The organism is Rodentibacter ratti, from assembly GCF_002000485.1.
Classification (GTDB): Bacteria; Pseudomonadota; Gammaproteobacteria; order Enterobacterales; family Pasteurellaceae; genus Rodentibacter; species Rodentibacter ratti.
In genome coordinates, this window is record NZ_MLAJ01000012.1 from 1 (window position 1) to 23,204 (window position 23,204).

At 40.6% G+C, this 23,204-nt stretch carries 22 protein-coding genes, 2 tRNA genes and 2 rRNA genes; 19 read left to right on the top strand and 7 right to left on the bottom strand.

The genetic code is table 11. The features are described 5' to 3' along the window. From rrf (BKG94_RS10140) to mazG, 5 genes are all read left to right on the top strand, one after another. A 5S ribosomal RNA gene (rrf, locus tag BKG94_RS10140) occupies window positions 1-79 on the top strand; the annotation flags it as partial. Between the two features lie 49 nt (window positions 80-128). Then, window positions 129-244, top strand: a 5S ribosomal RNA gene (gene rrf, locus BKG94_RS08790). Between the two features lie 12 nt (window positions 245-256). Next, a tRNA-Asp gene (locus BKG94_RS08795) sits at window positions 257-333 on the top strand. 14 nt (window positions 334-347) lie between these two features. Continuing rightward, window positions 348-423, top strand: a tRNA-Trp gene (locus tag BKG94_RS08800). A gap of 65 nt (window positions 424-488) precedes the next feature. Then, a complete protein-coding gene (mazG, locus tag BKG94_RS08805; RefSeq protein WP_077436297.1) occupies window positions 489-1,277 on the top strand; it encodes a nucleoside triphosphate pyrophosphohydrolase in 789 nt (262 codons plus the stop codon). Window positions 1,278-1,306: 29 nt separating this feature from the next. Here the strand turns inward: mazG and deoC are convergent, their stop codons facing one another. Beyond that, window positions 1,307-1,978, bottom strand: a complete 672-nt coding sequence (gene deoC, locus BKG94_RS08810) for a deoxyribose-phosphate aldolase (RefSeq protein WP_077436299.1) — start codon at window positions 1,976-1,978, stop codon at window positions 1,307-1,309. A gap of 109 nt (window positions 1,979-2,087) precedes the next feature. Between deoC and BKG94_RS08815 the strand changes: the two genes are divergently transcribed. The 6 genes from BKG94_RS08815 to hslO all read left to right on the top strand — a co-directional run bounded on the left by BKG94_RS08815 (window position 2,088) and on the right by hslO (window position 8,098). Continuing rightward, complete coding sequence (locus tag BKG94_RS08815) at window positions 2,088-2,591, top strand: protein disulfide oxidoreductase (RefSeq protein ID WP_077436301.1); 504 nt, start codon at window positions 2,088-2,090, stop codon at window positions 2,589-2,591. Between the two features lie 78 nt (window positions 2,592-2,669). Next, entirely contained in the window at window positions 2,670-3,599 is a 930-nt protein-coding gene (rfaD, locus tag BKG94_RS08820; RefSeq protein WP_077436303.1) for an ADP-glyceromanno-heptose 6-epimerase, read from the top strand. 90 nt (window positions 3,600-3,689) lie between these two features. After that, window positions 3,690-4,736 (top strand): lipopolysaccharide heptosyltransferase II, encoded by a 1,047-nt coding sequence (gene waaF / locus BKG94_RS08825; RefSeq protein WP_077436305.1) that lies wholly within the window; start codon window positions 3,690-3,692, stop codon window positions 4,734-4,736. Continuing rightward, the gene (gene rfaC / locus BKG94_RS08830; protein ID WP_077436307.1) at window positions 4,733-5,692 is read left to right on the top strand and encodes a lipopolysaccharide heptosyltransferase RfaC; all 960 of its coding nucleotides are present in this window, start codon (window positions 4,733-4,735) and stop codon (window positions 5,690-5,692) included. The genes waaF and rfaC overlap by 4 nt, the downstream gene beginning before the upstream one ends. 159 nt (window positions 5,693-5,851) lie before the next feature. Next, complete coding sequence (locus BKG94_RS08835) at window positions 5,852-6,991, top strand: porin (RefSeq protein ID WP_077436309.1); 1,140 nt, start codon at window positions 5,852-5,854, stop codon at window positions 6,989-6,991. A 231-nt stretch (window positions 6,992-7,222) separates the two neighbouring features. Continuing rightward, on the top strand, window positions 7,223-8,098 hold the full coding sequence (gene hslO, locus BKG94_RS08840; protein ID WP_077436311.1) for an Hsp33 family molecular chaperone HslO: 876 nt from the start codon (window positions 7,223-7,225) through the stop codon (window positions 8,096-8,098). 64 nt (window positions 8,099-8,162) lie between these two features. Here the strand turns inward: hslO and BKG94_RS08845 are convergent, their stop codons facing one another. Both BKG94_RS08845 and BKG94_RS08850 read right to left on the bottom strand, forming a co-directional pair. Next, window positions 8,163-9,008 (bottom strand): 23S rRNA (adenine(2030)-N(6))-methyltransferase RlmJ, encoded by an 846-nt coding sequence (locus tag BKG94_RS08845; RefSeq protein WP_077436313.1) that lies wholly within the window; start codon window positions 9,006-9,008, stop codon window positions 8,163-8,165. A 59-nt stretch (window positions 9,009-9,067) separates the two neighbouring features. Next, on the bottom strand, window positions 9,068-11,686 hold the full coding sequence (locus tag BKG94_RS08850; RefSeq protein WP_077436315.1) for a penicillin-binding protein 1A: 2,619 nt from the start codon (window positions 11,684-11,686) through the stop codon (window positions 9,068-9,070). Window positions 11,687-11,784: 98 nt separating this feature from the next. Between BKG94_RS08850 and pilM the strand changes: the two genes are divergently transcribed. The 7 genes from pilM (at window position 11,785) to nfuA (ending at window position 16,801) form a co-directional block, all read left to right on the top strand. After that, the gene (pilM, locus tag BKG94_RS08855) at window positions 11,785-12,621 is read left to right on the top strand and encodes a pilus assembly protein PilM (protein ID WP_077436317.1); all 837 of its coding nucleotides are present in this window, start codon (window positions 11,785-11,787) and stop codon (window positions 12,619-12,621) included. After that, on the top strand, window positions 12,608-13,126 hold the full coding sequence (locus BKG94_RS08860) for a PilN domain-containing protein (RefSeq protein ID WP_077436319.1): 519 nt from the start codon (window positions 12,608-12,610) through the stop codon (window positions 13,124-13,126). Before pilM ends, BKG94_RS08860 begins: the two co-directional genes overlap by 14 nt. After that, entirely contained in the window at window positions 13,123-13,641 is a 519-nt protein-coding gene (locus tag BKG94_RS08865; RefSeq protein WP_077436321.1) for a hypothetical protein, read from the top strand. The genes BKG94_RS08860 and BKG94_RS08865 overlap by 4 nt, the downstream gene beginning before the upstream one ends. 2 nt (window positions 13,642-13,643) lie before the next feature. Further along, window positions 13,644-14,036 carry a pilus assembly protein PilP gene (locus tag BKG94_RS08870; protein ID WP_077436323.1) on the top strand — a complete coding sequence of 131 codons (393 nt, stop codon included), beginning with the start codon at window positions 13,644-13,646 and terminating at the stop codon, window positions 14,034-14,036. An 8-nt stretch (window positions 14,037-14,044) separates the two neighbouring features. Then, on the top strand, window positions 14,045-15,415 hold the full coding sequence (locus BKG94_RS08875) for a type IV pilus secretin PilQ (RefSeq protein ID WP_077436325.1): 1,371 nt from the start codon (window positions 14,045-14,047) through the stop codon (window positions 15,413-15,415). A gap of 2 nt (window positions 15,416-15,417) precedes the next feature. Further along, complete coding sequence (locus tag BKG94_RS08880; RefSeq protein WP_077436327.1) at window positions 15,418-16,116, top strand: ComF family protein; 699 nt, start codon at window positions 15,418-15,420, stop codon at window positions 16,114-16,116. A gap of 100 nt (window positions 16,117-16,216) precedes the next feature. Next, entirely contained in the window at window positions 16,217-16,801 is a 585-nt protein-coding gene (gene nfuA / locus BKG94_RS08885; protein WP_077436329.1) for a Fe-S biogenesis protein NfuA, read from the top strand. Window positions 16,802-16,902: 101 nt separating this feature from the next. Here nfuA and BKG94_RS08890 read toward each other — a convergent pair whose 3' ends face one another. From BKG94_RS08890 to glpK, 3 genes are all read right to left on the bottom strand, one after another. After that, entirely contained in the window at window positions 16,903-18,432 is a 1,530-nt protein-coding gene (locus tag BKG94_RS08890; RefSeq protein WP_077436331.1) for a YifB family Mg chelatase-like AAA ATPase, read from the bottom strand. A gap of 114 nt (window positions 18,433-18,546) precedes the next feature. Then, a complete protein-coding gene (gene yihA / locus BKG94_RS08895) occupies window positions 18,547-19,164 on the bottom strand; it encodes a ribosome biogenesis GTP-binding protein YihA/YsxC (RefSeq protein ID WP_077436333.1) in 618 nt (205 codons plus the stop codon). Between the two features lie 139 nt (window positions 19,165-19,303). Next, window positions 19,304-20,815, bottom strand: a complete 1,512-nt coding sequence (glpK, locus tag BKG94_RS08900; protein ID WP_077436335.1) for a glycerol kinase GlpK — start codon at window positions 20,813-20,815, stop codon at window positions 19,304-19,306. A gap of 337 nt (window positions 20,816-21,152) precedes the next feature. On the opposite strand from glpK, the gene BKG94_RS08905 reads away from it, so the two are divergent. Continuing rightward, complete coding sequence (locus tag BKG94_RS08905) at window positions 21,153-21,896, top strand: MIP/aquaporin family protein (protein WP_077436337.1); 744 nt, start codon at window positions 21,153-21,155, stop codon at window positions 21,894-21,896. Between the two features lie 103 nt (window positions 21,897-21,999). Here the strand turns inward: BKG94_RS08905 and glpQ are convergent, their stop codons facing one another. Then, entirely contained in the window at window positions 22,000-23,091 is a 1,092-nt protein-coding gene (glpQ, locus tag BKG94_RS08910; protein WP_077436339.1) for a glycerophosphodiester phosphodiesterase, read from the bottom strand. Window positions 23,092-23,204: the final 113 nt, after the last annotated feature.

Sequence of the window (23,204 nt, forward strand, 5' to 3'; positions counted from 1 at the left end):
TCCCGAACTCAGAAGTGAAACGCTTTAATGCCGATGGTAGTGTGGTGCTTCCCCATGTGAGAGTAGGACACCGCCAGGTTATTTATTTGTTAAATTTATTCTAAGAGTAAATTTAACAAATAGAATTTTTTGACAGTCATAGTGCAATAGACCCACCTGAATCCATATCGAACTCAGAAGTGAAATGTTGTAATGCCGATGGTAGTGTAGGGTTTCCCTATGTGAGAGTAGGACACTGTCAATTACCACATTTAGCGGAGTGGTAGTTCAGCTGGTTAGAATACCTGCCTGTCACGCAGGGGGTCGCGGGTTCGAGTCCCGTCCATTCCGCCAATCTTTTATACCACAGGGGCGTAGTTCAATTGGTAGAGCACCGGTCTCCAAAACCGGGTGTTGGGAGTTCGAGCCTCTCCGCCCCTGCCATCAAATCATTTCGTTTTTTCATAAATAGACTTTATACTAACCTCGTTTTTATTAGAGGTTTATTTATGTCACATTCAATTCAAGACTTTATCGAATTAATTGCCCAACTTCGTCATCCGGAGAAAGGTTGTCCTTGGGATCTAAAACAAAATTATGAATCAATGATTCCTTGCCTTATTGAAGAAACCTATGAAGTGATTGATGCGATTCAGAAAAAAGATATCACCAATTTACGTGAAGAATTAGGTGATTTACTTCTCCAAGTGGTGTTTTTTAGTCAGCTAGCTTCAGAAGATCAGTATTTTAATTTTGATGATGTACTTAATGATGTTGCTGAAAAAATTATTCGCCGTCATCCTCATGTATTTGCAGATGCTAAGGCAGAAAATGAAGAAGAAGCCCTTGCCCGCTGGAATAGTATTAAAGCCTTAGAAAAATCTAAAGCACAAAACCAATCCATTCTAGATCATGTTCCCTCTGCTTTCCCCGCTTTAATGAGAGCCCAAAAATTGCAAAAACAGTGTTCAAAAATAGGATTTGACTGGACTGAAATTTCCCCTGTTTTTGAAAAAATAGAAGAAGAGTTGCAAGAAGTTAAAGAGGAAGTAAATAAAAATCCGCAAAATATTGAAAGAATTGAAGAAGAGCTCGGCGATTTGTTTTTCGCTACGGTTAATTTATCCCGCCACCTAAAATGCAATGCTGAAGAAAGTTTACGTAAAGCCAATCTTAAGTTTGAACAGCGTTTTCGCAAGGTTGAGCAAAAAGCAAAGGAAATGGGGAAAGAACTGACCGCACTTTCTTTAATTGAAATGGATATTCTGTGGGATGAAGTAAAAAGAGAGGAAAAATAGCGAGGTCGTTCTCGCTATTTTTTCATGGTTTAATAATCACTTTGTGTGTGATTAGCTTCACCAATAATAGCGATGCTAGCGCTGGCACCAATACGTGTTGCCCCCGCTTCAATCATCGCTAATGCTGTTTCAGTATCACGCACGCCACCTGAAGCTTTTACACCAATATTGCCAACAGTCTTTTTCATTAAAGCGACATCTTCCACCGTCGCTCCTCCTTTACTAAACCCGGTGGACGTTTTGACGAATGCAACCCCTAGTTCTTTACAGATTTCGCAGGCTTTTACAATTTCGTCTTTAGTGAGTAAGCAGGTTTCTAGAATGACTTTTAGTGGTACACCGTTGCAGGCGTTTAACACGGCTTGCACATCATCTTTTACTGCTTGCCATTTGTTGGATTTTATCCACCCCACATTGATCACCATATCAATTTCATTGGCACCGGCTTTGATAGCTTCTTGGGTTTCAAAGGCTTTTACCGATGTGAGATTAGCACCAAGAGGAAAACCGACAACAGTACAAATTTTCACATCCGATCCGGCTAATTTTTCTTTTGCTAAAGGGATATAACCTGAATTGATACAAACAGAGTAAAAACCATATTTTATTGCTTCATCACAGAGCGTTAAAATATCCTGCTCGTTTTTTTCAGCGGTCAATGCGGTATGATCGATATATTTTGCCAGGGTTTTATTATCCATTTTCGTTCTCCTTATAATGAAAATTTACTTGGTTATGATAACAAAATATTGTGAAAGTTGACCGCACTTTTATGATAAATTATCGCCATTCTTTTTTATTGAACATTTTATGAAATTAGCAAAATTACTCAAAAATAGCGTTTCCCTTGTGCTTACCCTCATTATCGTGAGTAGTATTTTAGATTTTATTCGTAAACCTGAAATTCCTCCCGAAATCAGCAAAACAGCCCTCTATGATTTACAAGGTAATAGTTTTTTCCTACCACAAATCGCCCAAGATAAACCCATGTTAGTTTATTTTTGGGGAACTTGGTGCGGTTATTGTCGATATACCTCACCGGCAATCAATGATTTGGCAAAAGAAGGCTATCCGGTGGTTTCTATTGCCCTACGTTCAGGCAGTGAAAAGGACGTAGAAGATTATTTAGCCAAACACGATTATCGCTTCACAACGGTTAATGATCCTCAAGGGACGATAGCACAAAAATGGCAAGTCAATGTTACGCCCACGATCATTATTTTGAATAAAGGGAAAATGGATCTTGCCACGACGGGTTGGACGAGTTATTGGGGATTAAAAGTGCGGTTGTTTTTCACCGAGTTTTTAAGTTAAGGGCGGTGTGGCTTTTACCTTATCCGGAAAATCAATTACAATGACAACAAATTTATACAATAAAGAGGGGACAACATTATGATTATTGTAACTGGTGGCGCCGGTATGATCGGCAGCAACATTGTCAAAGCGTTAAATGAAATAGGGCGTAAAGATATTTTAGTCGTCGATAATTTAAAAGATGGGACTAAATTTATTAATTTAGTGGATTTGGATATTGCCGATTATTGCGACAAAGAAGATTTTATTGCTTCTATTATTGCCGGTGATGATTTTGGTGACATTGATGCAGTATTTCATGAAGGGGCGTGTTCTGCGACCACAGAATGGGATGGTAAATATTTAATGCAAAACAATTATGAATATTCTAAAGAATTGTTGCATTATTGCTTAGATCGGCAGATTCCGTTTTTTTATGCCTCAAGTGCCGCCACTTACGGTGGGCGTACCGATAATTTTATTGAAAAACGGGGGTTTGAAAGCCCACTCAATGCCTATGGTTACTCAAAATTCTTATTTGATGAATATGTGAGAAAACTGTTACCGACGGCAGAATCACCGGTTTGTGGATTCAAATATTTCAACGTTTACGGACCGAGAGAGCAACATAAAGGCTCGATGGCAAGTGTGGCGTTCCACTTAAATAATCAAATGTTAAAAGGGGAAAACCCAAAATTATTTGCAGGCTCAGAAACCTTCTTACGTGATTTCGTTTATGTGGAAGATGTGGCGAAAGTGAATATTTGGGCGTGGCAAAATCGGATTTCCGGCATTTACAATCTTGGCACAGGCAAGGCGGAATCCTTCCAAGCCGTAGCACAAGCGGTGATCCAATTCCACGGTAAAGGACAAATTGAAACGATCCCATTCCCAGAACATCTCAAATCCCGCTACCAAACCTTTACCCAAGCGGATTTAACGGCATTACGTTCAGCCGGTTACAAAGGCGAATTTAAATCTGTCGCCGAAGGGACAGCGGCCTATATGGCATGGCTCAATAAAAAGTAATCGATCATTAGATTGAATTTATCTGAGATATTGAAAAAGTGCGGTCAAAAATTTATTTGTTTTTCACCGCACTTTTCTACAAGGTGAAATATGAATATTCTCGTTATCGGCCCATCTTGGGTTGGCGATATGATGATGTCGCACAGTTTGTACCAACAACTCAACATACAATACCCTCATTGCAACATTGATGTCATGGCTCCGAACTGGTGTAAGCCTTTACTCGCCCGTATGCCGGAGGTGCGCAATGCCATTGAAATGCCTTTAGGACACGGTACTTTTGCTCTTGGTGAACGTTATCGTCTAGGAAAAGCATTGCGTGGACAATATAATATGGCGATTGTCTTGCCGAACTCGTTGAAATCGGCATTGATTCCACTTTTTGCGAAAATTGCCGTGCGGCGTGGATGGAAAGGGGAAAGCCGCTATTTTTTATTGAATGATTTACGCAGCAATAAAAAAGATTATCCGATGATGGTGCAACGCTATGTTGCTCTCGCATTTGAAAAAAATCATGTTCCCGAAGCAGCAAATATCCCGGTATTAACCCCTCATTTAACTGTCAATGAAAAGCAACAGGCAGAAACCTTAAAAACTTTTGATAAACAGACCTCACTTTTGGAAGGTCGCCCGATTATTGGCTTTTGCCCCGGTGCAGAGTTTGGACCTGCAAAACGTTGGCCTCATTACCATTACGCCAAATTGGCGGGAATGCTCATTGAGCAAGGCTATGCGATAGAAATTTTCGGTTCGCCGAAAGATGTGGATGCAGGGGAGAGCATCTGCAATGCTCTACCACAAACGCAACAAGTTTTCTGTTTAAATCTTGCCGGACAAACCAATTTAAATCAGGTTGTAGATCTCATTGCAAATTGTACGGCTGTGGTGAGCAATGATAGTGGTTTAATGCACATTGCGGCAGCCACCCATCGCCCGTTAGTTGCCCTTTATGGCCCAACCAGCCCCACTTACACACCGCCTCTTTCCGATAAGGCAATGATTATTCGCTTAATTGAAGGGGATTTAATTAAAGTGCGTAAAAGCAAAGACAGTGCAGAGGGCTATCATCAGAGTTTGATTGATATTACGCCTCAAATGGTGATGGAAAAATTGAACGAATTATTAGCCAAATCATGAAAATTTGTTTAGTCAAAACCTCCTCTATGGGGGATGTCATCCATACTTTACCTGCCTTAACGGATGCCCTGAATGCCTTCCCTAATTTGCGGGTGGATTGGGTCGTAGAGGAAAATTTTTCGGAAATTCCCAAATGGCATTCTGCGGTGAATCGGGTGATCCCTATTGCCTTCCGCCGTTGGCGAAAATTCCCTTTTTCTGTAAAAACCAGAAATGAATGGAAAACCTACCGCACTTTACTCCAAAAAGAGCGCTATGATGCGGTGATTGACGCACAAGGATTATTTAAAAGTGCCTTTTTCGCTACCCGTCTCGTCAATGGTACAAAGCACGGCTATGATCGCCATAGTATCCGAGAGCCGGTCGCCTCATTTTTCTATGATAAAAAATATGCTATTTCCTATCAGCAACACGCTGTTGAGCGAATTCGCCAGTTGTTTTCGCTAAGTCTGAATTACGCATTACCGCCTTCACAAGGTGATTACGGTATTGCACAGCATTTTACTGTAGCTTCTATTGAGGAGCCTTATGTGATCTTTTTTCATTCTACCACCCGTGATGAGAAACATTGGTCTGAGCAAGAATGGAAAAATTTAATCGAAAAAATGACTGCACTTTCCGTGCAAATCCGTTTACCTTGGGGCAATGAAAAAGAAAAAGAGCGGGCGGAACGGTTGGCAAAAAATCACTCGAATGTTCGGGTATTGCCAAAATTAACGCTCACCGAATTGGCAAATCAAATTGCCAATGCTGCCGCTGTGGTATCCGTGGACACAGGATTAGCGCATTTAACCGCTGCGTTGGATAAACCGAATATTACGCTTTATGGCGCAACGGATCCTAAACTCATTGGTTGTTATGGTAAAAATCAGCATTATTTGTCAGCTGTGAGCATGGCTGAAATTTCTGCCAAACAAGTCTTTTCAATGCTTGAGTCGCTATTAAATAATTCTTAATGAAAAAAGAAAAACGTATTTTTTGATTGATTTTTATCAAAACGGGTTTCTTTTTTGTAAGATTGGTGTAATCTTAGATTGAATATTTCATCTGGAGTGTATAAACTCCAAAAGTTCAATTTTTTGTTTTATTTTTACTCAAAAGAAAAGGAAAGCGCTATGAAAAAGACACTTCTTGCTTTAATGGTTGCTGCATTCGCGGCAGGCTCGGCTCAAGCCTATCAATTCAACATTGAAGAAACCGGCACTGAAATTGATTTCAGCGGTTCCCTTCGTTTGAAGTGGGAAAATATCAATCGTAAGACAGAAAGACCGACTAATACTACCAAAAATATTTCTCACGGTGATATTGATAACAACGGCTCTCGTTTTGGTTTCAAACTTAAACAAAACCTCGGTAATGATTTTTATGCGGTTGGCCGTGTAGAGTGGCGCTTCCGTGATAACACTGGTGCTCGTGGTTCTGCTGCTGAGCCTAATTTAGCAAGTAACCGCCACAACAATTTTGGTCATATTTATACGCGTCAACTTTATGCCGGTTTTGGTCACAAAACCTACGGTGAATTGGTTTACGGTAATATGACAACCTTCACGGATGAAATCAAACAAACCGATTTACCGAATACTTATAGTTTAAGTGACGGTTTACTCAATTCGGCAGCACGTCGTGTGGTTCAATATACCAATCGTGGCGGCGTTCTACCTAATTTAAAATTTGGTGCTTACTATGGCGCAACCAGTCCACGTGATAATCAAGGGCTAAGCATAGAACCAAGCAACCGTAATCACGTTTGGGGTGGCGGTGCTGTTTATAAACATAATATTGATGATTTACAAGATTGGACAACTGCAGCAGGTTTTTCTCGTGAAACATTTGCAAACGGTCGCCAAGTCACTGCATATTCATTTGGTAATGCATACCGCTTTGATCACACCACATTAGGTTTAGATTTAGAACATCGTAATACTGCAAATCTTTCAACGAGTTTTGGGAATGGCGTTAAGCGTGCTCAATATGAAGCTCGTGCAGTGGTATTCCAAGAATTAAGTGAAGATTGGAATGCTTATGCGATGTATGCTTATCGTCATAACAAGTTAAAAAATACAACTGTTTCAGCGGCAACAGAAAAACGTAGTGAAGTGATGCTTGGTACTGAATACTATGTTTATAAAAACGGTAGCCTAAAATTAAAACCGTTTGTTGAAGGTAAAGTGGTTCGTGTAAAAAATCTTGCAAACGAACAGGATGTAAAACAACGTGATTATGCTGCTGTCGTTGGTTTACGTGCATACTGGTAATTGAATTTATCTATATCTTAAAGCGAGTCAGAAACGGCTCGCTTTTTCTTTGGGATTGTAATTGTCTAAAATGCCCCCATAATACAGCACAAGCTAAAAGTGCGGTAGAAATTATTCATAAATCACTAAAGTGATTTATTCACTCCTTTGGAGCCGTTGGCAGAGCCAACGTTCAAAAAACGTTGTTTTTTGTGACCGCACTTTTTAGTTCACTTTAATAAGGAACAAACAATGAATTACACACAAGACAATGACAAACTTTACCGCTATCTTTTCCAAAATCGTGCCGTTCGTGGGGAATGGGTACGTTTAAACCAAAGTTTTACCGATACCTTAAACCCCCATCATTATCCACAACCCGTACAGAATTTATTGGGCGAAATGATGGTGGCGACCACATTACTCACAGCGACATTAAAATTTGAAGGCAATATCACCGTACAAATTCAAGGTGATGGTCCGCTTCGCTTGGCATTAGTGAATGGCAACGATCAGCAACAAATTCGAGCGTTAGCACGAGTAGAGGGAGAGATTTGCCCTGATATGACTTTGCATGAAATGATTGGCAAAGGGGTATTGGTGATCACCATTGCACCGAAAGAGGGTGAACGTTATCAAGGCGTTATCGGGTTGGATAAACCTACTATTACTGAATGTTTGGAAGACTATTTTGCCCGCTCTGAACAGTTGCAAACCCAATTAATTATTCGCACCGGTGAGTATGAGGGCAAACCGGTGGCTGCCGGAATGTTATTACAAATTATGCCCGATGGTGAAGGTTCGCCTGAGGATTTTGAGCATCTTGCGACTTTAGCGGCAACGGCAAAAGACGAAGAATTATTCGGGCTACCGGCAGAGGAAATGCTTTATCGCCTCTATCACAAAGAAACTGTGGAAGTATATGAACCACAAAATATTCAATTTTTCTGCGGCTGCTCGGCTGAACGTTCCGGTGCAGCGTTGTTATTGATTCCAGATGCAGAGATTGATGAGATTTTAGAAGAGCATAAAGGCAATATTGATATGCAATGCGAATGTTGCGGCACTCATTATTTCTTTAATAAAGAAGCCATTAATCAATTAAAAGCTGCTGCACAAGCGGAATAATGAAAAAATCCCCGTTAGCTACGGGGATTTTTACATCTAAAGTGCGGTTAAATTCTTCCTTGTTTTATTCAGGGGTAATCCATTCCACCGTCCAGCTGCCGGTTCCTTCCGGTACAAGCGCTTTCACTAAATAAGGCAAAATGGCTTTCATTTGGTTTTCTAATGTCCAAGGGGGATTAATTACAATCATACCGCTTGCCGTCATTCCTCGTTGATCGCTATCAGGACGTACTGCCAATTCAATTTTTAGAATTTTACGAATACCGCTGGCTTCTAATCCTTTAAAAATTCGTTTGGTTTGTTGGCGTAGCACCACAGGATACCAAATGGCGTAAGTCCCGGTGGCAAAACGCTTATAGCCTTCCTCTACGGCCTTGACGACTAAATCGTAATCTTCTTTAAGTTCATAAGGCGGATCAATCAGCACTAATCCACGACGCTCTTTTGGCGGCAATGTCGCTTTAACCTGTTGGAAACCATCCTCACGTTTTACCGTAATATTTTTAAATTCCTTAAAATTATTGCGTAATAACGGGTAATCGCTAGGGTGTAATTCTGTGAGCAAGGCACGATCTTGCGGACGTAATAATTGTGCGGCGATCATCGGCGAACCGGCATAATAACGAAGGGCTTTGCCGTTATCATTCAGGGTTTTGATTAAATCCACATAGCGGCTCACCTCTTGCGGTAAATCCCTTTGATCCCACAAACGCCCTATTCCCTCTTTATATTCACTGGTTTTTTCCGATTCGTCTGATGATAAACGATAACGTCCTACACCAGAGTGTGTATCCAAATAATAAAACCCTTTGTCTTTGAGTTTCAGATTTTCCAAAATGAGTATCAGCACAATATGTTTTAACACATCGGCATGATTACCCGCATGGAAGGAATGACGATAACTCAGCATAGTTGTCCTTTTTAGTTAAAAAGTGCGGTTAATCTTGACCGCACTTTTGTTATAAATCATTAGAATAATTCTTCTGGTTGTGCCGCTGGTATGGCATCTTGTGTTTTCCCAGATCCACTATTTAAGCGTTGTTGTAATTCAGGTGGGACATAATAGCCGCGTTCCCGCATTTCGGCAACATAGGTGCGTTTCGGTTCGGTGCCTACGATAAAGTATTCTTTACGTCCACCATATTCTGAAAGCAAACCGGAATTGCTATCGATAGTTTTTTCCATGATCTTCGGTGGTAAATCAAGGTTTCGTTCCGGAATATCGGCAAGTGCGACTTTCATATAAGCAATCCATACTGGCATTGCTGTTTTACCGCCCGATTCGCCACGGCCTAATACACGTTTATTGTCATCAAAACCTACATAGGTGGTTGTGACTAAATTCGCCCCAAAACCGGCATACCAAGCTACTTTTGAACTATTTGTTGTACCGGTTTTACCGCCAATATCTTTGCGTTGTTTGATTTCTTTTGACATTCTCCAACTTGTCCCTTTCCAACTTAGTCCTTGTTCACCGTAAATTGCCGTATTTAGTGCGCTACGGATTAAGAATGCCAATTCACCACTAATAACACGAGGAGCGTATTCAACTTTTGATGTACCATCTTTAGCATTTGCCATTAAATCAACGGCATCATCATTTAATGCACCGTCTTGAGCTTGTAATTCCGGTAAATCAGGCACGTTTTCTGGTTGAACATCTTCTTCTGTCTCTGTATTACTATTTCCTTTTGCGCTTTTTAAATCATCCGGTTTTGCCACATCGGCAATGTTTTGGAAACCGTCAATTTTTTCTTTTGTCTCACCGTAAACAACGGGAATATCATGGCAAGTAATACAAGCAATTTTTGGGTTGGCAATAAATAAATCTTTGCCGGTGTTATCTTGAATTTTTTCAATAATGTAAGGATCAATTAAGAAACCGCCATTATCAAACACGGCGTAAGCCCGTGCCATTTCAAGGGGGGTGAAAGAGGCCGCCCCCAATGCTAAAGCTTCGCTAGCAAAATATTGTTCCCGCTTAAAGCCAAAACGCTGTAAAAAATCGGCGGTAAAGCCAATACCGGCGGTTTGTAAGGCACGGATTGCGATCATATTTTTGGATTGTCCTAAGCCTACGCGTAAACGCATTGGACCATCATAGCGATCCGGTGAGTTTTTAGGATTCCATACTTTTTGTCCCGGTTTGGAAATGGAGATTGGGCTATCCTGTAATACACTTGAAAGAGTCAAACCTTTTTCTAATGCTGCGGCATAAATAAATGGTTTGATAGATGAACCCACTTGGACTAAAGATTGTGTCGCACGGTTAAATTTACTTTGTTCAAAACTAAAGCCGCCAACTAACGCCTCAATTGCACCATTATCGGAATTTAAGGACACTAAGGCAGAGTTGGCAGCCGGAATTTGCCCTAAAACCCATTCGCCGTTATCGCGTTGGCGGATCCAAATTTGATCACCAGCTTTTACCGGTGCTTTTCCTGCCCAACGCATCGCATTAGATGAAAGGGTCATCGTTTGGTTATTAGCCAGTAATAATTCTGCTCCATTTTTGCTCAATGAAGTGACGGCAGCCGGGACAAAAGGTTCAGAATTCGGTAGTTTTTTTAAGAAAGCAACTATACGTTCATTATCCCATGCGGTTTCACCTTTTTTCCAGAGTGGTGCACCGCCACGCCAGCCATGGCGCATATCGTAGTTGATCAAATTATTACGTACAGCTCTTTGTGCTTCTGCTTGATCTTTAGAAAGTACGGTGGTGAAAACTTTGTAGCCTCGAGTATAAGCATTTTCTTCTCCAAAACGCTTAACCATTTCCTGGCGAACCATTTCGGTCACATAATCTGCCCGGAAATCAAACTTGGCACCATGATAACTCGCATTGATAGGTTCTTTGAGAGCGCTATCATATTCTTCTTTGGTGATATATTTTTCATCTAGCATACGAGCTAAAACGACATTACGACGTTCTTCAGCCCGTTTTGGCGAATACAATGGATTCATTGTGGAAGGAGCCTTTGGCAATCCGGCAATGACTGCCATTTCAGATAAAGTGAGCTCATCTAAAGATTTACCAAAATAGGTCTGAGCGGCGGCGGCAACACCATAAGAGCGGTAGCCCAAGAAAATTTTGTTTAAATAAAGTTCAAGAATTTCCCGTTTACTTAACGCATTCTCAATTTCAATGGCAAGTACGGCTTCGCGTGCTTTACGTATCAACGTTTTTTCTGGCGTTAAGAAAAAATTACGAGCCAATTGCTGAGTAATGGTACTCGCACCTTGTGACGCACCACCGTTACTTATTGCAACGAATAATGCCCGTGTAATGCCCACCGGATCTAAGCCGTGGTGATCGTAAAAACGGCTGTCCTCGGTGGCTAAAAATGCATCTATCAAACGTTGTGGCACATTTTCCAATTTCACAGGAATACGGCGTTGTTCGCCGACTTCACCGATTAATTTTCCATCAGCCGTGTAAATTTGCATCGGTTGTTGTAATTCAACGGTTTTTAAACTTTCTACTGAAGGTAGTTCAGATTTAAGGTGGAAATAGAATCCCCCTCCTATCACTAACCCTAAAATACATAAGGTTAAGAGACTGCTAAATATTAATTTTGCGATCCGCATCGTAAAATTCTCTCTTGATTGATGATCATAAACAAAATCACACTATGATTTAGCTGTTAAGTATAAAAGATTCACCGACTAAATAATAGGAAAAGCGCATGTTGATGTCTTATAAAAAACGGAAAATCGTACAAGTTGGCGTGTATCAACAACAAAATCATATACAATTTGTTTGGTTAGATAACTTAAAACAAGTTCAATTTCTTTTATTTTTGATGAGTGAAACAAATATCAAAACGCAACTAATGGCGCAAGTAATGCAGAGTTTCCCGCAAAATCGCTTACAGTTGCATTTCATTGGTTGTGTTTCTCCTCATCTTACTTGGTCAAAAACTTTAATCCTTCCTCATGTGTTAAATGAACAAGAATGTGAACAACAATGTCGCTTTGTTTTACAAAAAGAATTGCCTATTTCCCTTGATGAACTTTGGTTTGATTATGCTAGCACGGCTTTAAAGCAAGGTTTTCGTCTAGATATTCACGCCATTCGTCTGCAAACAGCATGTGAAATCCAGAGGGTCAGTGATGAATTATTACTTAATGTTTTGGATGTTGCTCATCATGCAATTATGCGTACATTCCGTTTTCTTTTAGGGGAAGATATACAGGCAAACTCATTGTATTTATATCAAGATGAATCTCATTGTTTCGCTATTATGGATGTGGCTCATAGCCAACAAGTTTTACAAACATCGGAAAATTTAACCGCACTTTACACCCAATTTTGTCAACGTTTTGACGTTGAGATTGAGCGTGTTTATGTGTACCAAATCGCCGATATTGAACAAATGGATCTGCCGGAAAATTGGCAACGGGTTACCACGGATTTACCTTTTATTGCCTTAGGAAACGCACTCTGGCAAAGGGATTTACATCAAAATAATGCTGATTTTTCGACCGCACCTTTAAATGAGGCTCCCAATGAACGGCATTAATTTACTTCCTTGGCGATTAGAAAAATATCGGCAACTGCTGTTTCTGTATTTGTTCAAAATGTTTATCGTGCTGTCGGTCGCTTTTTTGCTATATGCAGTGTTGGATTGGTTTCAATACCAACAAAAAGAGGCATTAAATCTGCAATTAAAACAGTTTGAACAGCAAAAAAGCCGTTTAATGAAAACCGTTCAACATATTGCCCAAATGAAACAAACTATACAAAATTTAACCGAGTTACAAGCTATTGAACCCGATACGGTTGAACAGATTTTGTCTTTGTTAGCTCGATTCCCTTTTCAACAAGGTGAACTGGAAATATTTCACCTTAATGAAGAAAGGATTCAGATTAATGGATTTTGTTTGTCACAACAAGAATTTGAATCGTTGCATGAATTTCTGAGTTCTCATTTCAGCACCGTGAAACTGACACAATTTAAAACAGAACAAGGGCGCTTGGTTTTTCAGTTTGATCTCTCCTTAGAGATAACGAGAGGTAGCAAATGAAAGGTCTGATTAAGAAGCAGCTCCCCTTTGTTGAAAAGTGGTTGTTATTGCCAAAAATGTATCATTGGGGCTTTTTTGTCTGTTGCTTAAGTGCGGTCAATTTTTCCGTTCTTTTTGAGGGATGGAATACTTATCAGCAGAGGCAAACTTTAACACAAGAAATCTCCCAACAAGCAACGGAATTAGCTCATCAAGAAAAATTACTTTCAACTTTAAAAAAACATTCTGATCAGCGTGAATTATCGCCTCAGCTAACCAAGCAAATTGTAATGTTAGATGAACAAATTCATAGACTGCTGAATGATGAAATGGAATTGATTGTTTATCAATGGGATTTTTCCTCCCGACCTATTTTACAGATTCAATTAGAGGGGCAATTTCAATATTCATATCATTTTCTTACCTCGCTGTTAGGACAACAAAGCCCACTTTCTTTCGTGCAGCTTATGATGGAAAAAAAAGAAAATGGAAAGCTGCAAAGTCATCTTGTTTTACAACTTAAAAGGGAGGAATAAGGATGTGGATATCTCGTCATTTTTTAGGGCTATGTTTCCTATTTTTCTGTCTTAATGCGGTAGCAGCGGATCCTTTTGATCGCTCACAGCGTCAAGCGGGACAAAATAAAATGAATCTCCCCAAAATACAGAAAGAAAAATGTGTTTTCAATGAACCTTCTTTTGCCACAGAAAGTGCTTTTGAGCAGCTGAAATTAGTGGGGGTGGTGCTTTATAAAAATAGACCAGAGGCGCTATTTTTAGATTCTCAGCAACAATTGATTGTTATTAAACAAGGCTACCGGTTAGGGCAAGAAGGCTATTTGATACAACAGATCGGAAAAAATGGCGTGAAATTGTTACGTTCAAAAACGGGGCAATGTGAGCAAACGGAGCCCTTAGAACTTAGATTTTAGGAGAGGATATGAAAATGTGGCTTAAAAAGAGCGGTCTCTTTTTGCTAAGTTTTTATTGTAGTGATTTATTCGCAGCAGAAGTGAAAGCGAATCAGGTCTTTTCTATTCGATTAAAACAAGCGCCTATGGTATTGAGCTTGCAAGAACTTGCATTGGTGCAGGGAACCAATTTAGTCATTGATGACGAATTGGAAGGCTCACTTTCGTTACAATTAGATAATGTTGATTTTGATCGTGTGTTGCGTTCTGTCGCAAAAATGAAGGGGCTTTCCTTACGACAGGAAGAGGGCATTTATTATTTAGGGAAAAAAATATTGGTTTCTGAGGCAATGGCGGCGTTGCCCACAGGACAAGAGGTCATGGATCATATAAAGCCGAATGATCCCGCTCTTGTGAGTCGAACCGTTAAATTGCATTTCGCGAAGGCTTCGGAAGTGATGAAATCACTTACAAGCGGTACAGGCTCTCTCTTGTCTGCTGTGGGGAGTATTACGTTTGATGACCGGAGCAACGTATTGATTATTCAAGATGAAGTAAAATTTATCAAAAATTTAGTGAAATTGATTTCCGAACTGGATAAACCCATTGAGCAAATCGCCATTGAAGCCCGAATTGTCACTATCACGGATGAAAGTCTTAAAGAGTTAGGGGTACGTTGGGGGATATTTTCACCCGTAGAAAATGCACACAGTGTCAGTGGAAGTCTTGCGGCGAATGGTTTTGCCAATATAACAGATAATTTAAATGTTAATTTTGCGACAAACACCGCACCGGCAGGCTCTCTGGCATTACAAGTGGCCAAAATTAACGGGAGATTATTAGACTTAGAATTAACCGCACTTGAACGTGAAAATAACGTAGAAATTATTGCTAGTCCAAGATTACTGACAACTAATAAGAAAAGTGCAAGTATTAAGCAGGGTACCGAGATTCCCTATGTAGTAACAGGTAAGAACGAGATACAAAGTGTTGAGTTTCGTGAGGCTGTGTTAGGCTTAGAAGTGACTCCTCATATTTCCAAAGATAATAATATTCTGCTTGACTTAGTAGTTAGTCAAAACTCGCCGGGTAATCGGATATCTTATGGGCAGCAAAACAACGAGATTGTGTCTATTGATAAGCAGGAGATTAACACTCAGGTTTTTGCGAGGGATGGAGAAACTATCGTATTAGGTGGGGTGTTTCATGACACGATCACGAAGGGTATAGATAAAGTTCCAGTGTTAGGTGATATCCCATTAATAAAACGTTTATTTAGTAAAGAAAGTGAAAGACACCAAAAGCGTGAATTAGTAATTTTTGTTACGCCGCGTATTTTAAGACAGGGAGAACGTTTAGAAGGATTGAAGCAAAAAATAGCAAGCAAACCAAGGAAGTAAAAGTGCGGTTAGATTTTAATATATTTTTTCAGTTTAATTGCGTGTTATGTCAATCAACCTTAAAACAAGGTCAAAATGGACTATGTTCAATCTGTCAACGAAAAATCCGACAATATACCTATTGCGGTGGTTGTGGTGCGCCATTGCAATATTTTGCCCCTCGTTGCGGTCGCTGTCAGAATAATGAATTTGCTTGGGATTATATGGTTGTTATTGGTCGCTATGATGAATCACTTTCTCAGTTAATCCATCGTTTCAAATTTCAAAAACAGTTTTGGCTTGATCGTACTTTAGCTCGCTTGCTTCTATTGGCTGTTTATGATGCAAGACGTAACCACGGTTTAATCTTTCCTCAAGTGATTATTCCTGTACCGCTTTATCATCTTCGCCAGTGGCAACGGGGTTATAATCAAGCAGATTTAGTAGCAAAAAGTATCAGCCGATGGCTTGAAATTCCCTGTATATCCCATATTGTTAAGCGTGTGAAACATACACATACTCAACGTGGGCTAAGTGCTACGCTACGTCGGCAGAATCTGAAAAACGCTTTTAAGATCGATCTTTCCAAGCCTTTTCCTTATCAACGTGTGGCATTGGTGGATGATGTGATCACGACGGGGAGTACGCTTAATGAGATTGCTAAATTATTACGTAGCCTAGGCGTTCAGGAAATTCAAGTATGGGGACTGGCGCGAGCCTAATCGGGTTAGATGATAAGGGTGATTTTGATAAAAAAGTGGAAAAAATATTGTAGTAGGCGTATCATTTCTGACAAATTTTATCAAGTATTAAGGAATATTTATGGAGCAAATTGCTATTTCAAAAGCGGCACAGGAACATTTTCGCAAATTATTGGATACCCAAGAGGAAGGGACGAATATTCGTATTTTTGTAGTGAATCCCGGTACACCAAATGCAGAATGTGGTGTGTCTTATTGTCCTCCAAATGCAGTAGAAGAAAGTGATGTAGAAATGAAGTATGACACTTTCTCTGCCTTTGTAGATGAAGTGAGTTTACCTTTTTTGGAAGAAGCTGAAATTGACTATGTGACAGAAGAATTAGGGGCACAGCTCACGTTAAAAGCACCGAATGCGAAAATGCGTAAAGTGGCAGATGATGCGCCATTAATCGAACGAGTGGAGTATGTGATTCAAACACAAATAAATCCTCAATTAGCAAGCCATGGTGGTCGAATCACTTTGATTGAGATTACGGAAGAGGGCTATGCCGTTCTCCAATTTGGTGGTGGTTGCAATGGTTGCTCGATGGTGGATGTTACCTTGAAAGATGGCGTAGAAAAACAATTAGTTGGTTTATTCCCAAATGAATTGAAAGGAGCAAAAGATGTGACCGAACATCAGCGAGGAGAACATTCTTATTATTAAGTTATTAGTTGATTTCTAATTTAAGGGCGTGGGATACGCCCTTAAATCTTTCATACAGAAATAACTAGAGTTTCTAGACCTATTAATTGTTTAGGACATGGTTATGTATGAATTAATTTTTGCAATAATCGATCCATTGCCCGATAGCCTAAGGCTTCCGCCAAATGTGTTTGGGATATTTGTTTTTCCCCGTTCAAATCAGCAATGGTGCGTGAGACCTTTAAAATACGATGATAAGCACGCACGGAAAGCCCCAGTTTATTCAAGGCATTTTCAAGAAATAACGCCTCTTTTTCCTTTAATTTACAATCACGTTCAATCTCTTTACCAGTTAAATAAGCATTGATTTTGCCGGCTCGGGTTAATTGAATTTCTCGGACTTTTAGTACCTTTTCTCGCACTTGTGCGCTAGTTTCTCCTCGATCGCCTGTCGCCTGTAAACTTCCTTGTGGCAATAGCGGCACTTCAATGGATAAATCAAACCGATCTAAAAATGGCCCGGACAGACGGTTTAAATAGCGCATAATTTGTTGGGGGGAAGTGCGATTATGTGTACCGGTATAATGTCCTGTAGGGCTAGGGTTCATTGCGGCAACCAATTGAAAACGTGCGGGAAATTTAATTTTGGCATTGGCTCGTGAGATGACAATTTCGCCACTTTCCAGTGGTTGGCGTAAAGCATCTAGTACTTTTCGCTCAAATTCCGGTAATTCATCTAAAAAAAGCACTCCATTATGAGCCAAAGATATTTCTCCCGGTTTAGGAAGCGTTCCGCCGCCCACTAATGCAGGCAGCGAGGCACTATGATGTGGTGCCCGAAAAGGGCGTTGTTTCCAATTATGGAGATTGAGTTCATTTTGTACGAGACTCGTTACAGAGGCGGTTTCAATCGCTTCTTGAGCACTCATTTCCGGTAACAGTGCTGTTAAACGGCTTGCTAACATTGTTTTACCGGTTCCCGGTGGACCAAGAAAAAGCAGGTTGTGTTGTCCGGCAGCGGCAATAGTAAGCGCACGTTTAGCGTGTTGTTGTCCAATAATATCTGTTAAGTCTAAGTGATTTTTATGGTGAAAATTGACCGCACTTTCTTGTGCTAATTTAGCGGCAGTCGGTAACTTCTCCTGATTATTAAGAAATTGCACTACGTCAAGGAGGGTTTGTGCGAAATAAGTATTTTGTTCCGAAACTAATGAGGCTTCGTTGGCATTTTGTTTGGCAATGATCAGTTCACGTTTGTCTTTTTGTGCTGCAAGAATCGCGGGAATCACACCATGAATACCTCTCAAATGCCCTGTAAGTGCTAGTTCACCAACAAACTCAAACTGTTTTAACCTTGAGGAATCTAATTGATCGGAGGCAGCAAGAATTCCAATGGCAATAGGTAAATCAAACCGTCCCCCTTCTTTGGGTAAATCTGCCGGTGCAAGGTTTACGGTAATACGTTTTGCCGGATATTTAAATTGAGCGTTCATTAATGCGCTACGCACGCGGTCTTGCGCTTCCTTGACGGTTTTTTCAGGTAATCCCACTAGCGTAAACCCCGGTTTTCCGTTACTCAAATGGACTTCAATGGTAACCAGTGGGGCTTGTACGCCCATAGAGGCGCGGCTATAAACGATGGCAAGGGACATAAGGATTCTAAAAGTGCGGTTAAAATTTAAAAAGTTTTCATACTATAAAAAAAGCCAGGGATGAAATCTCTCATCGCTGACTTTTTTTGCGAGTAGGATCGCAAAATTCACATTTTATTCTGCAAAAACCGGTGAAAACCAAGCGTCCAATTTTGTCGCAAGTTTATCAATACCAATTTTATTTTGTGCTGAGAAGGCTTCTACTTGAATATCGCCCTGGAAGGGAAGGATGGCTTCTCGCACCATTTTTACTTGTTTGCTTCGTGCGCTTTGGCTCAATTTATCTGCTTTGGTGAGCAAGAGTAAAATGGGTAAATCTGCGGAAACCGCCCATTCAATCATTTGTTGATCGAGATCTTTTAGAGGGTGACGAATGTCCATCAATACAACAAGCCCCGCTAAACATTCACGTTTTTGTAAATATTCCCCTAAGGATTTTTGCCATTGGATTTTCATTTGTTCCGGTACAGCGGCATAACCATAGCCCGGTAGATCCACAAGTTTACAATTTGGTTCAACCTCAAATAAATTGATAAGCTGGGTACGTCCCGGGGTTTTAGAGGTACGAGCTAGGTTTTTTTGGTTTGTTAGGGCGTTAAGTGCGGTGGATTTTCCCGCATTTGAACGACCGGCAAAGGCGATTTCAATACCGGTATCTTCCGGAATTGAGCGGATATTCGGGGAGCTCGTGAGAAAATGGGTTTTATGATAGTTCAACTTTATTTCAGACATAATTTTTCCTTTGATATTGTGGCGTAAAGCATATCATAGATCGCAAATCTGCTGAAATTGCTCTTGTGCTAAAAGTAGAAGGATTTTTTAGGAAGGAGAAAACATGAAAAAATGCGGTCAAAATTGACCGCACTTTATGTTATTCAGCATCTTCCTTCGCCCATTGTAATGAGCGTTTTACTGCTTTTTTCCAGCCTTTGTAGCGACGTTCGCGTTTTTCGTTGTCGTTATCCGGTGTGAAAGTGCGTTCTACTCGTGCTTTATCGCGGAGTTCGTCCAAGTCTTTCCAAAAACCGGTGGCGAGACCTGCAAGGTATGCTGCACCTAATGCAGTGACCTCTTTCACCACAGGACGTTCTACATTCACATCCAAAATATCCGCTTGGAATTGCATTAAGAAATTATTGTTTGTTGCACCGCCGTCGACACGGAGATATTGTAAGCGTTCGCCTGAATCGGATTGCATCGCTTCTAATACGTCACGGGTTTGATAGGCGATAGATTCAAGGGTGGCTCGCACAATGTGGTTACGATTGGCACCACGGGAAAGCCCGAAAATTGCCCCACGTGCATAAGGATCCCAATAAGGTGCGCCTAAACCGGTGAAGGCAGGGACAACATAAACGCCATTGCTGTCCGGTACTTTTTGTGCAAAGTATTCGGAATCAAAACTATCGTGAACGATTTTAAGTTCATCACGTAGCCATTGAATAGAAGCTCCGGCAATAAATACCGATCCTTCCAAGGCATATTCCGGTTCGCCTTTGGCATTACAGGCGATGGTGGTGAGCAAACCGTTTTTAGACGTGATAGCTTTATCACCGGTGTGGAGCAACATAAAACAACCTGTGCCGTAAGTATTTTTTGCTTGACCGGCATGCACACATAAATGACCATAAAGCGCCGCCTGTTGGTCACCGGCAATACCTGCCACCGGGATACGTACACCGCCTTTACCCCCAATGTTGGTTTGACCGTAAATTTCAGAAGAATTACGCACTTCCGGCAACATTGAACGAGGAATATTCAAGATTTCAAGCATCTTGTCATCCCATTGTTTGGTGTGAATATTAAATAACATTGTGCGTGAGGCGTTGGTGTAATCGGTGACGTGAACACGACCTTGAGTCAGTTTCCACACAAGCCAAGTATCCACCGTACCAAATAATAATTCGCCACGTTCTGCTTTTTCACGCGCCCCTTCCACGTTGTCTAAAATCCATTTTACTTTCGTTCCGGAGAAATAAGGATCGACCACTAACCCCGTGGTGTGGCGAATATACTCTTCATAGCCGTCAGCTTTTAATTTATCGGTAATATCCGCTGTGCGGCGACATTGCCAAACAATCGCGTTATAAACAGGCGTACCTGTTGCTTTTTCCCACACAATTGTAGTTTCACGTTGGTTAGTGATACCGATTGCAGCGATTTCATCGGAGGTAATCCCGGCTTTGGCAACGACTTCATTGAGAGTAGAACTTTGGGTCGCCCATATTTCCATTGGATTATGCTCTACCCAACCTGCTTGAGGATAAATTTGAGTAAATTCACGTTGAGCAATTTCGACAATGTTTGCGTTATGATCGAGTAACACGGCTCGAGAACTGGTTGTACCCTGATCTAAAGCGATAATGTATTTTTTGTCGGTCATGGTAAACTCCTTGGAGTACGTTTTAGTTGTAAACGAATATTTTGAGCTCAAACGAACAAATTGCGCCAATAACCTAATCGAATTCCCATAAAGTTTAAAGTGTCATTTTGTAATTTTATGACAGTGATCACAAAAAATTTTTCTTTTTCGATAAATTATGTGATCTGCTTCTCATTTCTAAAATTTAGTTAAAATACCTACTTGAATTGTAGGGTTTTTGCCTGATAATGAACGCACTCAAATTGAGTGTCTCACCTTTGATCGAACAACGAACATAATTGCTTATTGGCACTTCTTTTAGAAATGCCCTCTTCAATCATCGTATGGAGATTCTCTTATGAATGTTTATTTCGCAGAGTTTTTCGGCACCGCACTTATGATTCTTTTAGGGAATGGCGTGGTTGCCAATGTTTGTCTTGATAAAACAAAAGGACAAAGTTCCGGTTGGATTGTGATTACGACTGCATGGGCGTTTGCCGTGTATGTAGCGGTTGTCGTCGTTGGACCTTACAGTGGTGCGCACTTGAATCCTGCCGTTACCTTAGGGCTTGCCGCAAAAGGGGCGTTCGACTGGAGCCTAGTACCGGGTTATGTCATCGCTCAAGTTGTTGGTGGTATGGTGGGTGCATTGTTGGTTTATGTGATGTATCGTAGCCATTTCCTCGCCACAGAAAATGAAGGTTTAAAACGTGCTTGTTTTTGTACAGAGCCGGCAATTCGTCATTATCCAAGCAACCTTGTGAGTGAAATTATCGGCACCTTTGTCTTGATCTTTGTGATTTTCTATATCGTTGGGGCTGATATTACCTTACCTGGCACAACGGAAGCGACACCTATTGGTTTAGGCTCTATCGGTGCATTACCTGTTGCGATTCTCGTTTGGGCGATTGGTTTGAGTTTAGGGGGAACAACCGGCTATGCCATCAACCCGGCACGGGATTTCGGACCGCGTTTAACCTTAGGGCTTTTCCTCAGTCGCCAATTAAACACCAAACCGGATTGGGCATATTGTTGGGTACCGATTGTAGGACCGATCATCGGATCGTTATTGGCTGCGGCTGTTTATGCCGTGGTGATGTAGCTAAGTCGAAAAACAGGTTGGAAAACAACCGCACTTTTCAAGCATAAAAAAGAACCCAATCTATAAAGGATTGGGTTCTTTCTTTAGGCATAGGAAAAGAAAATTATTGTTTACCTTTCAAAAATTCAACCCCGGTATCAGGGAAATCAGTAAACACACCTGTTGCCCCCGCTTTATTGAGTAATGCATCATACATTTGATTCACATCGGTAAAAAATTCCGGTAGAGCATCTTTACGCACCGTATAAGGATGTAATTCCACGTTATACTGTGCTAATTCTTTCACTAATGGGGTGTATTGAATTTTACCCGCTTTTGATTTCTCTTTGTCAATTAACATATACCAGCCCGGCCCCACGCCGTCAGCGTATTTCACTACTTCCGCCATTGCACCTGGTGTAAACATCCAATCGTAATCGTAATTTACCCATTTGCCTTGAGCATTTTTTTCTTCGGTTTCATGCCAATCGGTGTATGCCACTAATTGAACTAATTTCAAATCCATTCCCATTTTAGGCAGCAATTCGGTTTTGATGCGTTTTAACTCGTTGAAATCAAAGGTCTGTAAATAGACATTATCAGTTTTTTTGTCATAACCGTATTTTTTCAATACCTTGAGTGTTTCAGCCGCAATATCTTTGCCGTTTTGGTGATGGAACCAAGGGGCTTTGATTTCAGGGTAAATACCCACTTTTTTACCGGTGGATTTTTCTAAACCTTGGATAAATTCAATTTCATCCTCAAAAGTATGGATTTTGAAATGGGATTTCCAAAGTGGGAAACGGTTAGGATAAACGGCAACTTGTTTACTGTCTTTGGTTTCAAAGTTTTCCGTCATATTCAAACTTTGAATTTCTTTTAGGGTGAAGTCGATCACATAGTAACGCCCATCTTTACGATGACGGTTTGGGAATTTTTTCGCCACATCGGTTAAACCGTCTAAAAAGTGATCATGAATAACAATAAGACGACCATCTTTTGTCATGGCTAAATCTTGTTCTAAATAATCAGCTTGCTGACCAAAGGCAAGGGCTTTGGACTCCAGCGTATGTTCCGGTAAATAACCACTTGCACCACGGTGGGCAATAATGATTTTCTCTGATTTCATACTATTTGCCATTGTTGAAGATTGACTACTACAACCGGCTAATACACCGGCAGCCAATAAAGAAAGGGCTAAGGTTTTAAGTTTCATAACTATTTCTCCTTGAAGAAGTGCGGTTAATTTTAAGACTGTTTTGAGTGAATAATATTGAATCAATATAATTCATTGATGTTAAAGATTTATTAAGTAAAAATCCACCTTCA